12 protein-coding genes, 1 tRNA gene and 2 pseudogenes are annotated in these 12,086 nt (G+C 62.7%); 9 read left to right on the top strand and 6 right to left on the bottom strand.

Annotated features, from left to right (window positions below):
- Positions 1 to 22: 22 nt before the first annotated feature.
- From EP837_RS06220 to rpsM, 3 genes are all read right to left on the bottom strand, one after another.
- The gene (locus EP837_RS06220; protein ID WP_066525487.1) at positions 23 to 1,084 is read right to left on the bottom strand and encodes a DNA-directed RNA polymerase subunit alpha; all 1,062 of its coding nucleotides are present in this window, start codon (positions 1,082 to 1,084) and stop codon (positions 23 to 25) included.
- A 118-nt stretch (positions 1,085 to 1,202) separates the two neighbouring features.
- Complete coding sequence (gene rpsK / locus EP837_RS06215) at positions 1,203 to 1,592, bottom strand: 30S ribosomal protein S11 (RefSeq protein WP_004208752.1); 390 nt, start codon at positions 1,590 to 1,592, stop codon at positions 1,203 to 1,205.
- A gap of 75 nt (positions 1,593 to 1,667) precedes the next feature.
- Positions 1,668 to 2,036, bottom strand: a complete 369-nt coding sequence (rpsM, locus tag EP837_RS06210) for a 30S ribosomal protein S13 (RefSeq protein WP_066525485.1) — start codon at positions 2,034 to 2,036, stop codon at positions 1,668 to 1,670.
- Between the two features lie 416 nt (positions 2,037 to 2,452).
- On the opposite strand from rpsM, the gene EP837_RS06205 reads away from it, so the two are divergent.
- Positions 2,453 to 2,986, top strand: a complete 534-nt coding sequence (locus EP837_RS06205; protein ID WP_066528838.1) for a hypothetical protein — start codon at positions 2,453 to 2,455, stop codon at positions 2,984 to 2,986.
- A gap of 511 nt (positions 2,987 to 3,497) precedes the next feature.
- Here EP837_RS06205 and EP837_RS06195 read toward each other — a convergent pair.
- The 3 genes and pseudogenes from EP837_RS06195 to EP837_RS06185 form a co-directional block, all read right to left on the bottom strand.
- A complete protein-coding gene (locus EP837_RS06195; RefSeq protein WP_066525479.1) occupies positions 3,498 to 3,770 on the bottom strand; it encodes a 3TM-type holin in 273 nt (90 codons plus the stop codon).
- Positions 3,770 to 4,311 (bottom strand): annotated as a pseudogene (locus EP837_RS06190) (glycoside hydrolase family 108 protein). The gene EP837_RS06195 and the pseudogene EP837_RS06190 overlap by 1 nt, the downstream one beginning before the upstream one ends.
- Positions 4,312 to 4,478: 167 nt before the next feature.
- A tRNA-Pro gene (locus tag EP837_RS06185) sits at positions 4,479 to 4,555 on the bottom strand.
- 188 nt (positions 4,556 to 4,743) lie between these two features.
- Between EP837_RS06185 and yajC the strand changes: the two genes are divergently transcribed.
- The 8 genes and pseudogenes from yajC to EP837_RS06140 all read left to right on the top strand — a co-directional run bounded on the left by yajC (position 4,744) and on the right by EP837_RS06140 (position 11,835).
- Positions 4,744 to 5,079 (top strand): preprotein translocase subunit YajC, encoded by a 336-nt coding sequence (gene yajC / locus EP837_RS06180; protein ID WP_066525477.1) that lies wholly within the window; start codon positions 4,744 to 4,746, stop codon positions 5,077 to 5,079.
- Positions 5,080 to 5,086: 7 nt separating this feature from the next.
- Positions 5,087 to 6,685, top strand: a complete 1,599-nt coding sequence (gene secD, locus EP837_RS06175) for a protein translocase subunit SecD (protein WP_066525474.1) — start codon at positions 5,087 to 5,089, stop codon at positions 6,683 to 6,685.
- 19 nt (positions 6,686 to 6,704) lie between these two features.
- Complete coding sequence (gene secF / locus EP837_RS06170) at positions 6,705 to 7,691, top strand: protein translocase subunit SecF (protein WP_066525472.1); 987 nt, start codon at positions 6,705 to 6,707, stop codon at positions 7,689 to 7,691.
- Positions 7,692 to 7,747: 56 nt separating this feature from the next.
- On the top strand, positions 7,748 to 8,086 hold the full coding sequence (locus EP837_RS06165) for an Mth938-like domain-containing protein (RefSeq protein ID WP_066525469.1): 339 nt from the start codon (positions 7,748 to 7,750) through the stop codon (positions 8,084 to 8,086).
- A 132-nt stretch (positions 8,087 to 8,218) separates the two neighbouring features.
- Complete coding sequence (locus EP837_RS06160; protein WP_066525467.1) at positions 8,219 to 9,337, top strand: Ppx/GppA phosphatase family protein; 1,119 nt, start codon at positions 8,219 to 8,221, stop codon at positions 9,335 to 9,337.
- Positions 9,334 to 10,008, top strand: coding sequence for an RlmE family RNA methyltransferase (locus tag EP837_RS06155; RefSeq protein ID WP_066525464.1), 675 nt, complete (start codon positions 9,334 to 9,336; stop codon positions 10,006 to 10,008). The genes EP837_RS06160 and EP837_RS06155 overlap by 4 nt, the downstream gene beginning before the upstream one ends.
- A 41-nt stretch (positions 10,009 to 10,049) precedes the next feature.
- A pseudogene (locus EP837_RS06150) lies at positions 10,050 to 10,685 on the top strand (magnesium chelatase domain-containing protein); the annotation flags it as partial.
- An 85-nt stretch (positions 10,686 to 10,770) separates the two neighbouring features.
- Positions 10,771 to 11,835, top strand: a complete 1,065-nt coding sequence (locus EP837_RS06140) for an MrcB family domain-containing protein (RefSeq protein ID WP_082919564.1) — start codon at positions 10,771 to 10,773, stop codon at positions 11,833 to 11,835.
- The last annotated feature ends 251 nt before the right edge of the window (positions 11,836 to 12,086 follow it).

The following is a 12,086-nucleotide window of genomic DNA, read 5'->3' as shown; positions in this document are numbered from 1 at the left end:
GCGCTGGGGTGACGAGTTTGGATCAGCCCAGTAGCTCCTGTTCGAGCTTCTTGGCCATTTCCTCGATATTTTCCGGCGGCCAGCCGGGGATGTCCATCCCCAGACGCAGACCCATGGACGACAGCACTTCCTTGATTTCGTTCAGCGACTTGCGGCCGAAATTGGGGGTGCGCAGCATCTCGGCTTCAGTCTTCTGAACCAGATCGCCGATATAGATGATGTTGTCGTTCTTGAGGCAGTTTGCCGAACGGACCGACAGTTCCAGCTCGTCCACCTTCTTGAGCAGGTAGCGGTTGATCTGGTTGGTGTCGCTCTCGCCCTCGGCAGCGGCCGAAGCAGCAGCGCCAGCAGCCGGAGCGGCGACGGGCAGCGCGTCTTCGAAGTGGACGAACAGCTGGAGTTGGTCCTGCAGGATGCGCGCGGCATAGGCCACCGCGTCTTCCGGCGTGACGGTGCCGTCGGTTTCGACGGTCAGCGACAGCTTGTCATAGTCCAGTTCCTGGCCGACGCGGGTGTTGTCCACCTTGTAGGCGACCTGACGGACCGGCGAGTAGAGCGCGTCGATCGGGATAAGGCCGATCGGCGCGTCGGCCGGACGGTTGGCGACGGCGGGGACATAGCCCTTGCCGATGTCAGCAGTCAGTTCCATGTTCAGCGTCGCGCCCTGGTCCAGGTGACAGATCACCAGGTCGGGGTTCATCACTTCGATGTCGCCGACGGTGGTGATGTCACCCGCGCGCACTTCGCCGGGGCCAGTGGCGGACAGCTGGAGACGGCGAGGACCGTCGCCTTCCATGCGCAGCGCAACCTGCTTGATGTTGAGGACGATGTCCGTGACGTCCTCACGCACACCGGCGAGGGAGGAGAATTCGTGCAGGACGTTCTCGATCTTGATCGAGGTGACCGCCGCGCCCTGGAGCGAGGAGAGAAGAACCCGGCGCAGCGCGTTGCCAAGCGTCAGGCCAAAGCCGCGCTCCAGCGGTTCGGCGACGAAGGTCGCCTTGCGCTTGCCGTCGCCCGCCGCCTTGATCTCCAGGCTGTTGGGCTTCTTCAATTCCTGCCAGTTCTTCATGTTGACAGTCATGTATTTCCCCTAGGGATGAGGCCGGTAACGCTGAAATCCTGACCCGACAGGACGTTCCGGCCGATGCAAACGGGTGAGCGGGCGGCGCGTCCGCCGCCCGGCAAGCCTCGCGCCGGAGTTAGACGCGGCGGCGCTTGGAAGGACGCACGCCGTTGTGCGGGATCGGCGTCACGTCGCGGATGGAGGTGATGTGGAAGCCAACGGCCTGCAACGCGCGAAGAGCCGATTCACGGCCCGAACCGGGGCCCTTCACTTCGACTTCCAGGGTGCGCACGCCATGTTCGGCGGCCTTGCGGCCAGCGTCTTCGGCGCAAACCTGCGCGGCATAAGGGGTCGATTTACGGCTGCCCTTGAAGCCCATCATGCCGGCCGAGGACCAGCTGATCGCATTGCCCTGGGCGTCGGTGATGGTCACCATGGTGTTGTTGAAGCTGGCGTTGACGTGCGCCACGCCGGCCGAGATGTTCTTGCGTTCGCGGCGCTTAATGCGCTGGGGTTCGCGTGCCATTTTGCTCTATCCTACTGAAATCGTTTAAAAGCAGAAGTCGCCGGAGGGTCAAGCCGAAGGGCCGACCCTCAACGATTACTTCTTCTTGCCGGCGATCGGCTTCGCCTTGCCCTTGCGGGTGCGCGCATTGGTGTGCGTGCGCTGGCCGCGGACCGGCAGGCCCTTGCGATGACGCAGGCCGCGATAGCAGGCCAGGTCCATCAGGCGCTTGATGTTCATCGCGGTTTCGCGGCGCAGGTCGCCTTCAACGGTAAGGTCGGCGTCGATGGCTTCGCGAATCTGCAGGACTTCGGCGTCCGACAGGTCCTGAACGCGGCGGCCGTGGTCGATGCCCAGCTTGTCGGCCAGATCGACGGCGGTCTTGCGACCGATGCCGTGAATGTAGGTGAGCGCGATGATCACGCGCTTGTTGGTCGGGATGTTGACACCCGCAATACGTGCCATGGTAATCTGTACTCCTGCTCCACGGGGCGGTTGGCGCCGTCCCATCTCAAAGCGTCCAGGCCGGAGCCCTAGAAGGACTTCGGCCGATTCGATAGCCCCCGAGACGCAAAAAAGACGGCCAGTGCCATGCACCGCCGCTCACCAGCGTGTCCGGGATGGGCCAGCCCCTAGCGATTCGGCGGGAAACTGTCAATGGCGCGGCGCTTGTTTTGCACGCTGAGAGATGCGCCTCCTTAGCCCTGGACGGCTCCTGGTCGCCGTTCGCCACGAGCCTGTCCTTGGCGGCAAGTCGAAGAGCGCTTGCATCTGGGAATAAGGACAAGTCTGCCGGGGGCCTTCCCCTCGCCAACGCCCCTTCGCCTCATCCGGCCCTTTTCCGGTTGAAGCGCGCCCCCGGCCTCGGGCATGACGGCATTATGCGTCTTCACCCGATCCCGGCCGCGTTCGCGCCCTTGCTGTTTCTGCTCCCTTCCTGTGTCGGCGCGCCCGATCAGGCGCAACGCCCGGCGCCCCGGCAAGTCCCGCCGCGCGCCGCTCCGGCTCCTGCGCCCGCTTCCGCTCCCGCGCCGCTCGAGTGGCAATATCGTCCCGCCACGCCCGGCAACTGGACCTATCGTCAGGAAGGGCAGGGATCGGCGGCCCTTTTCACCAGCCCCGCGGCCGGGCCGCTGCTGACGCTGCGCTGCGACCCTGCGGCCGGCCGCATCAGCCTGCTCCGCGCGGGAGCCGGCCAGGTGGCGATGACCTTGCGCACCAGCTACGGCGCCGTCAACTGGCCCGCCGCCGCCTCGCCTTCCGGCACGATTGCCACTCGTGCCGCCAGTGACGCGGCGCTCGATCAGATCGCTTACAGCCGCGGCCGTTTCGCTGTGGAAGTGCAAGGGCTCGATACGCTCATCATACCCGCCTGGGCAGAGGTTGGCCGCGTCATAGAGGATTGCCGCCGCTAAAGCGTGCTTCTCGCATATCTTGTGGGCCGATTGCCGTGCCAAGCACCAGATCGGCTTTTCGGACGGACGCGCTAGTATGATTCCAAAAAAGAATTTTACAAGACTTGATCATGTCTTCCGTCTGATTCACAGTCCATCTCGTGGCCAGGTCTAGGATGGTTTTCCAAGATGGGCCGCGCGGGGCTTCAACAGTCGAAAGGAGGTGATCCGATGTCTCATGGTTCAGCAGTGAGGTCGGTCAAGTCCATTCGGGAAACGCGCCGCTGAGCGACGCCGTCAGCGTCGATCTTCTTCAGCATTGGGACATCTGACACGCGATATGTCGCGAAGGACGTCTCATACTCGCGAAGATAGCGCGATCCACGTTTTCCTTGGGCGGCACTTCCGGCCGCTGTGACCATGTCAATGATGGGCCGCTGGGACTTATCTACCCAGCGGCCCCTCTCATTTATGGGGTGCAGTGCGTTTCAATTCCCTCGCCCTTCCAAGGAGAGCGAGAGGGGCCGTCATCCTACCGCTCGACCCCCTTGACCTTCCCGCAGGCCCGCGCCGCAGTGTATCCCAGATATCCCGTGCCAAACAGCGCATAGAGCGGCTCCGGCAGCGCCTCGAAATAGGCCCGCATCGCCCGCACGATCGCCGCTGCAACCTCCGGCCGCGCCCCGCCAATCAGCCCAAGCGGCACCGACCAGAGCAGCAGTCCATACATGACATAGAGAAAGGCCGGCCGCGCCCGCGCCGTCCCTCGGTCGGTCCGGGTCCGCCTGAGCTTGATGTGGCTCATTAGTAACCGATCCGGTTCGCCAGCCACCCATAGAGAAACGCCTCATTGGCGGGCCGGCCCTCCGCCAGCGCGACATAGCGTCCCCCTGCAGCGCCTCCATCGCCTTCAGCAGCACCTTTTCCCCCGCCTTGCCGCGCAGCCGCATGAAGGCGCCGAGCGCCGCCAGCGTTTTCGCCCCGATCAGTTGGTCGGCCTTCAGGTCGGGATAGTCCCGCTGATTGCGGTTAAGTGCATTGAGCGCCCGCTGCAGGAAGCGGGTGGCTGTCGCGGGTCCCATGTTGACCGTGCTGTCGAACAACTCCCCCGCGACATTCGGCGCGATCTCCGTGACGAAGCCATAACCGGGCCGCTCCCAATAGAGCCGCCGGTATATCGCTTCCGCCACGGCGCGTGGCAACTGTCGCATATCGCCCGCATAGCCATTGGCGCGCGCAACGGCCTGGGTGATGCCGAAATTGGTAGGACCGCCGCGATCCGCCGGGTGGTTGCTATAGCCGCCCTCCCGCGCAATCACTTCATCGATCAGCGCCGCAACATCCATTAACCTGCCTCCTCTGTCCGAATGAGGCGGATCATTTATCCCATCTGGTTCGCTGTAGGACAGCAAAAATCGCTGCCGCCGAGCAGAAATAGGAAAAGTTGGATTCTGGTTGGGGATGGAAGAGCGCCCGCGAAAACGCGTTCAGTTCGCTACTTCATTTATGATTTTGGTCGGGACGAGAGGATTCGAACCTCCGACCCCCACACCCCCAGTGTGATGCGCTACCAGGCTGCGCTACGTCCCGACCGGAGCGGCGGCACATAGAAGCATGTTTGAGAACATGCAAGCGTTTCGGCGCAGCCTTTTTGCCTCATTTCACAATCCCTAATCATATTGCTTCGCTATCCCCATCTGTGTTAGCCGCGCGCCCTTGATCCGCAGCTGATTGAACAGCCAGCGGCACGACAAGACAATAAGGCGAAAGTCCCACCAATGCTCATTACCCCAGCCTTTGCCCAGACCGCGGGCGAGCAATCGTCCGGCGCTTCCATGCTGGTGCAGATGGCGCCGCTCGTCCTCATCTTCGTCGTCTTCTACTTCCTGCTGATCCGCCCGCAGCAAAAGCGGATGAAGGAGCATAAGGCGAAGATCGACGCCGTCAAAAAGGGCGATCAGGTGGTGACCGGTGGCGGCTTGGTTGGGAAGGTCGCCCGCGTCGATGAACATTATGTCGATGTCGAACTCGCGCCCGGCATGAAGGTGAAGGCCGTCAAGTCCACGCTGACCGACGTCGTCGATCCGGCGACCGCCAAGCCCGCAAACGACTGATCGCCTGATGCTGAACTTCTCGCGCTGGGCCATCGCGGCGATTTTGCTGCCTCTGGTCATCGGCATCCTGTGCGCGGTGCCGAGCTTCCTGCCCGACACGACGGTCGAGCGGCTGCCGCACTTCATGCAGACCCGTGTCAATCTGGGCCTCGACCTTTCGGGGGGCAGCCATCTGCTGCTCGAAGCCTCGACACAGGATGTGGCCAAACAGCGGCTCGCCAACATGGAGGAGCAGGTTCGCACCGAACTGCGCCGTGGCGCGCCGCGGATCGCGATCGGTGACATCTCCAGCCGCGACGGGAAGCTCAGCTTCATGGTCCGCGATCCTGCGCAGGTCGATGCCGCGGTCGAGCGCATCCGACCTTTGACCCAAGGCGCGGGTCTTACGGGTCAGCGCGACTTCAATGTGGAGGTGGTGAACAGTTCCACGGTCGTGATCACGCCGACAGAGGCGGGGATCGACAATGCGGTCAAGGGCGCGATGGAAGTCGCGACCGAAGTGATCCGCAAGCGCATCGACGAAATGGGCACCCGCGAGCCCACGATCCAGCAGCAGGGTGGAAACCGCATCGTTGTCCAGGTGCCGGGCCTTCAGAATCCAAAGGCGCTCAAGGACCTCCTCGGGCAGACCGCCAAGCTCGAATTCAAGCTCGTCGATACCAGCGCCAATCCTGCCGAAGTCGCCCAAGGCCGCGCTCCGGTCGGCAGCGAAGTGCTGCCTTATCCCGCCAATCCATCCGGCGTTCCGGCGATCGCCGTGAAGCGGCAGGTCATGGTGTCGGGCGAGGATTTGACGGACGCCACGCAGGGCTATGACCAGAATAACCAGGCGATCGTCAACATCCGCTTCAACGGATCGGGAGGCCGTAAATTCGGCCAAGTAACGTCGCAGAATGTCAACCGGCCCTTCGCCATCATCCTGGACGGCAAGGTGTTGTCAGCGCCGAACATCAACGAGCCGATCCTTGGCGGCTCCGCTCAGATCAGCGGTAACTTCACGGTGGAAAGCGCCAATCAGCTAGCCATCGCGCTCCGCTCGGGCAAGCTGCCGGTGGCCCTGACTGTCGTCGAAGAACGCACTGTCGGCCCGCAGCTCGGCGCTGACTCGATCCGCGCGGGCCTGCTGGCGTCGGTTATCGCCGTTGCCGCTGTCGCGATCTTCATGTTCGCCAGCTACGGCCGCTTCGGCATGTATGCGAACATGGCCGTCGCCATCAACGTGCTCGTGATCCTTGGCGTCATGGGCATGCTCGGCGCGACGCTGACGCTGCCAGGCATTGCGGGATTTGTGCTCACGATCGGCACCGCGGTGGACGCCAACGTCCTCATCTATGAACGCATCCGCGAAGAGCGGCGGCGCGGGCGCGGCGTCGTGCAGGCGATCCAGTTCGGTTACAAAGAAGCCAGCCGCACCATCTTCGAAGCCAACGTGACCCATGCCATCGCGGGCGGCATCATGCTTGCGCTGGGTTCCGGCCCGGTCAAGGGCTTCGCCATCGTGCTGCTGATCGGCATCGCGACCAGCGTGTTCACTGCCGTGACCTTCACCCGCCTGCTCGCGTCGCGCTGGCTCCGTGCCAAGCGTCCGACCGAGATCCACATTTAAGGGGCCGGGAGAAAGACCCATGAAACTTCTGAAGCTCGTCCCCGACAATACCAATATCGGCTTTGTGAAGCTGCGCCACTGGGCCTTCGCCCTGACGGCGTTGCTGACCGTGCTTGCCGTCGGCGCCACCGCCTATCGCGGCCTCAACCTGGGCGTCGATTTCGTCGGGGGCCTGATGATCGAGGCGCGCTTTCCGCAGGCTGTCGAAACCGACCGTGTTCGCAGCACGATCGCGGCGTTGGATGTGGGCGAAAGCTCGCTCCAGCAGTTTGGCGATCCCAACACCGTGCAGATCCGCCTTCCGCTGCCCGAACAGGGCGGTGCTGGTGCAGCGAACGCGGTTGTCGAAAAGACGCGTAACGCCATGACGGCCCAATTCGCGGGCGTTACCTTCTCCCGTTACGACACGGTGTCGGGCAAGGTATCCGGCGAGTTGATCCAGAACGGCGTGTTGGCGGTGATGCTGGCCGTGATCGGCATCGCGATCTTTTCCTGGTTCCGCTACGAATGGCAGTTCGGCGTCTCGACTTTCGTCGCGATCATGCACGACGTGCTGATGACGCTCGGCTTCTTCGCCATCACCCAGCTTGAATTCGACCTCAATATCGTGGCCGCCGTGCTGACGATCGTCGGCTATTCGATCAACGACAAGATGGTGATCGACGATCGTATCCGCGAGAATATGCGCAAATATCGCAAGATGGATATGAAGGCGCTCATCGATCTGTCCGTCAACGAAACGCTGCCGCGTACGGTCATGACCTCGGTCACCGTGATGCTCGCCCTTGGCGCACTGCTGCTCTTTGGGGGCCATGTGCTGCGCGGCTTCACCGCCGCCATGATGCTGGGCATCATCGTCGGCACCTATTCTTCGGTTTATGTGTCGTCGTCGTTGCTGATCACGCTCGGTCTTTCGCCCCAGCTGGCGGAGCGCAAGGCGAGCAAGACCAACATTGCCGATCGCGCCGAGCGCCTCGGGCCGCGTGATGATGGGGCGCGGCCCTGACCGACAAGCGCACCGGCATCGAACTGCGCCGCGATGAGGCGGGGCAGGGGCCGATTATCACCGGCTTTGCGGGTCGCGGTTTTCGGGTTAGGGATGATGTCTTTCCCGGCGGACTGCTTCTAAACCCCGCGCGCGCACTTGCATGGGAAGATGCGCCCACGGCCGATGAACTGTCGATCGCCGCGTTGGGGGATCTTCTGGACACCGACCCGCTGCCGGAATTCCTGCTGCTAGGCACCGGAGCAGGTTTGCGCCAACCGCCGCGCGCCTTCGTTCGCGAACTGGAAGCGAAAGGCATCGGCGTCGAAGCCATGGACAGCCGCGCCGCGGCGCGCGCTTGGGGCGTGCTTCGGGCCGAAGAGCGCTGGATCGTGGCGGCTTTACTGCCGCTCTGATCAAGCCCGCATGCCGTAGCGCAATGTTATCGGCTTTTCTGGCCGCGTCTTGCGCTTTGCCTTGCATCCGCATAGGCTGAACCCAAGTTCCGTCACCTGTCGGTGTCGGCGAAGAAGAAAAGAGTTACGGCCATGGTGCAGCACAGCCGCCCATTGCCGCAGAGTTCCGGTCCCGCCGGGGGCGCTTCGGGCAAGGACGCCCTTTCCGGCCAGGGTAATGGGAGCAAGGCTGCGGCCATACCTCCCCCGTCGAAGCAGCGGGGCTCCTTGCCTCATTTGCCGCGCGGCAGACGCTCTTATGCGGCGATCGACCTTGGCACCAATAATTGCCGCCTGCTGATCGCCAAGCCCTCTGCCGATGGCTTCATTGTTGTCGATGCCTTTTCCCGTATCGTCCGGCTGGGTGAAGGCTTGGCATCGACGGGCCGGATCAGCGACGCTGCCATCGATCGCGCCATTGCGGCCCTGTCGATCTGCGCCGACAAGTTACGCCGCCGCCATGTCACCCTGGCCCGGTCGGTCGCGACGGAAGCCTGTCGCCGTGCCTCCAACGGCGCTGAATTCATCCAGCGCGTCTATCGCGAAACCGGGATAGCGCTCGACATCATCAGTGCGCAGGAAGAAGCGCGGCTGGCGGTGATGGGTTGCCATGCCTTATTGGAACCGGGCGATGGCCCCGCGCTGATCTTTGACATTGGCGGCGGGTCCACCGAACTGGTCCTGGTTGACGCCAATCGCTCCGGCGCGCCGCATATCGTCGATTGGGTCAGCGCTCCCTGGGGTGTCGTCTCGCTGACAGAAAGCGAATTGTTCGAACATGCCGACCCTGGCGAGCGGTTAGCCGCCTATTCGCGAATGCGGTCGCGGGTCGCCGATGCTTTCGCGCCGCTCGCCCGCCGCCTTCCTCGTGAGGCCCCCGCGATCCGGCTGCTGGGCACCTCGGGCACGGTGACGACGCTGGCCAGCCTGCATCTCAATCTGCCGCGCTATGACCGGCAGGCGATCGACGGGCTGATCGTACCGTCGGCGTCGATGCGCGCAATTTCCGGCAGGCTGTCCACCATGGCGTTGCCGGAACGGCAAAAGCTGCCCTGCATCGGATCGGAGCGAGCGGACCTGGTGGTGGCAGGATGCGCGATCCTCGAATCCATCCTCGACATCTGGCCCGCCGAACGGCTGGGTGTGGCCGATCGCGGCATACGCGAGGGAATTTTACGGGGCCTCATGGACCGCGACGGAGCAATGATGTGAGAGGTGCAGGTGCGGGCAAGGTCCGGGTCAAGTCGGCCAAAGGGCGGACGGCGCAATCGACGCGGTGGCTCGAGCGGCAACTCAATGACCCCTACGTCCGCCGCGCCAAGGCGGAAGGCTGGCGCAGCCGCGCCGCCTTCAAGTTGATCGAACTGGATGAGAAGTTCCACTTTGTGAAGGGATCGCGTGCCGTCGTCGATCTGGGCGTTTCGCCCGGCGGATGGGCGCAGGTGGTCAGGAAGCTGGCGCCCAAGGCCAAGGTTGTCGGCATCGACCTGCTGCCTACTGATCCCATCCACGGCGTCACCCTGTTTCAGATGGACTTCATGGATGACAAGGCGCCTGCTCTCTTGGCCGAGACGCTGGGGGATGCGCCCGACCTCGTTATTTCAGACATGGCGGCGAACACGGTAGGCCATGCGCAGACCGACCATTTGCGGACCATGGCGCTTGTCGAAGCGGCCGCCTGGTTTGCTGTGGAAAATCTGCGAAAGGGCGGCACCTTTGTCGCAAAGGTATTTGCGGGCGGCACCGACGCTGACCTGCTCGCCATATTGAAGAAGCATTTCACCACGATCAAACATGCCAAGCCACCCGCGAGCCGGAAAGGCAGCGTCGAATGGTATGTCGTGGCGCAGGGCTTCAAGGGACGCCCCATCGAGCAGGGCTGACGCCGCAGTACGCGCGGCTTTTATAGGAAAATGGGGGCACATTGGTTTCGACGGTATCGACGGTCGCCTATCTCGGGCTGGACGCGCGCAGCGTGGAGGTACAGTGCCAACTGGTTCCCGGCTTGCCCAATTTCATCGTTGTGGGACTGCCTGACAAGGCGGTGGCGGAAAGCCGCGAACGTGTGCGTAACGCCATCGCGGCGATTGGCCTGTCCCTCCCGCCCAAGCGCATCACCGTCAACCTTTCTCCCGCTGACTTGCCAAAGGAAGGCTCTCATTTCGACCTGCCCATAGCGCTTGCACTTCTCGGCGCGATGGGCGTGATCGATGCCGAGACGCTGGCCGGTTATGTGGTGGTCGGGGAGCTTGGCTTGGACGGACGCATCGCCTCGACCCCGGGCGTCCTGCTCGCCGCCCTGCACGCCGGAGAACGAGAACTCGGCTTGGTGTGCCCGGTATCCCAAGGACCGGAGGCGGCATGGGCGGGTCAGGTTGAGGTGATCGCGGCTCCCGATTTGCTCAGCCTTCTCAACCATTTCAAGGGCAGTGCGGCGCTCTCGCCTCCACGGCCCGGCGCGGTCGAACCGCCGCTGCGCACCTCTGACCTCAAGCAGGTCAAAGGGCAGGAAACCGCGAAGCGTGCGCTGGAGATCGCGGCCGCCGGAGGTCACAACTTATTCCCGATGAGAGCGTAAAGACCCATTCAAATGTTGAGGGCAAGATGCGGAACGTACTCGCCGAAATTTTAGAGCTGCAACTCGAATGGGACAGCGCAAACACGCCTGCCATGGAGCGCCGAGGGGTCGTCGTTCGGAAGGAGCTTCCTGCCGAACTCAGCCGCATATCCGGCAACCTTCAGCATGCAATGGGCCCGCTGATAAGCGATCTGCGCTTCGAAGGGAGGGATGGGACCGGCAGGAAGACGGCCATACCCTGGGCGCGTTTCTTTCCGCCAGCCGTTCACCGTCCGCCCAAAATGGCTGGTATTGCGTCTATCTCTTCCGGTCCGATGGATCTGGTGTCTATTTGGCCTTGGCTCATGGATCCACATCGTTCCTCAACGGGATGTTCGTGCCGCGAGCTGACGGACAGCTCGCTGATTTATTGACCTGGGCCCGCACAACGTTGGGGGATGCGCTTTTGCGCGACCCAAGGGTGCAAAGCAAGATTGATCTGGGCGAGGGCCCAGGGAAGTTGGCGAAGCCTTACGAAAAATCGACTGTGGCGGGCATTTGGTATCCGGCTGACAATCTTCCAGATGAAGCTCAGCTAACTGCCGATGCAGTCATGTTCGCCGGGCTCTTGGGACAGCTCTACTGTGCCCAGGATCAAAGGCGAATGCCTGGGGAGATAGCGCCTGAGATCATTGAGGCCGTTGAGGCAGTCGATGAAATTGCAAAGCCCCTTATGGGGCGCTCCAGGGCTGGGCAAGGGCGCGGTCTTTCGGGGCCAGAGCGACAGGCGGTGGAAAGGCGAGCGATGGAGCTTGCGAAGTCGATATTGGAGCGTGAGGGTTTCACCGTTGAAGACCACTCTGCAACAGCATCATACGACTTTCTCGCCTCGAAGAACGGCTGCAAAACCGTGGTCGAGGTTAAGGGCACGACTGGCGGTTTAGGCCCTATCATGCTCACAGCGAACGAGGTGACGCTGCATCAGAGTGGTACTATTAACAACGCGCTGTTCGTGGTTCACTCCATAGACTTGGATCGGCATGGACCCCAGCCTATCGCATCGGGTGGGACCGTCCATCGCCTTCAGCCTTGGCGATTAAATCCCGACCAGCTTAAACCAATGGCTTTCGAATACGCGCTGCTAGCGGAATAGGTATCAAGGCCGCATGGCAGGCTTGTGCTAGCGTGATGAATGGTGGGCAGGTGCAACTATCAAGTTTCGGAATAGCTAATTGTTCGCACTAAAGGGGGCGGGATGGTCGTGTCCCCGGTGATGGTGTAGCTCGACGGTTAGCGAAGCTGACCGGACGCGCGCTCATCGATCAAGCGCAGTAGCGGCCGGTCAGTTTCGCGGGTGGCCATCGGAGATCTCGGATAGATTTGGGTTGCGAGACTCAAGCTATG

This window comes from Sphingobium sp. EP60837 (assembly GCF_001658005.1).
Lineage (GTDB): Bacteria > Pseudomonadota > Alphaproteobacteria > Sphingomonadales > Sphingomonadaceae > Sphingobium > Sphingobium tyrosinilyticum.
Note: the sequence above shows the minus strand (reverse complement) of the source record. Positions and strands in the feature narration are given on the sequence as shown.

Excerpts from the sequence above, each read along its gene's own strand:
- EP837_RS06220 (WP_066525487.1), bottom strand. The coding sequence starts at position 1,084 with ATGACTGTCAACATGAAGAACTGGCAGGAATTGAAGAAGCCCAACAGC.
- rpsK (WP_004208752.1), bottom strand. The coding sequence starts at position 1,592 with ATGGCACGCGAACCCCAGCGCATTAAGCGCCGCGAACGCAAGAACATC.
- rpsM (WP_066525485.1), bottom strand. The coding sequence starts at position 2,036 with ATGGCACGTATTGCGGGTGTCAACATCCCGACCAACAAGCGCGTGATC.
- EP837_RS06205 (WP_066528838.1), top strand. The coding sequence starts at position 2,453 with ATGCGTCTTCACCCGATCCCGGCCGCGTTCGCGCCCTTGCTGTTTCTG.
- EP837_RS06195 (WP_066525479.1), bottom strand. The coding sequence starts at position 3,770 with ATGAGCCACATCAAGCTCAGGCGGACCCGGACCGACCGAGGGACGGCG.
- yajC (WP_066525477.1), top strand. The coding sequence starts at position 4,744 with ATGCTCATTACCCCAGCCTTTGCCCAGACCGCGGGCGAGCAATCGTCC.
- secD (WP_066525474.1), top strand. The coding sequence starts at position 5,087 with ATGCTGAACTTCTCGCGCTGGGCCATCGCGGCGATTTTGCTGCCTCTG.
- secF (WP_066525472.1), top strand. The coding sequence starts at position 6,705 with ATGAAACTTCTGAAGCTCGTCCCCGACAATACCAATATCGGCTTTGTG.
- EP837_RS06160 (WP_066525467.1), top strand. The coding sequence starts at position 8,219 with ATGGTGCAGCACAGCCGCCCATTGCCGCAGAGTTCCGGTCCCGCCGGG.
- EP837_RS06140 (WP_082919564.1), top strand. The coding sequence starts at position 10,771 with ATGGGACAGCGCAAACACGCCTGCCATGGAGCGCCGAGGGGTCGTCGT.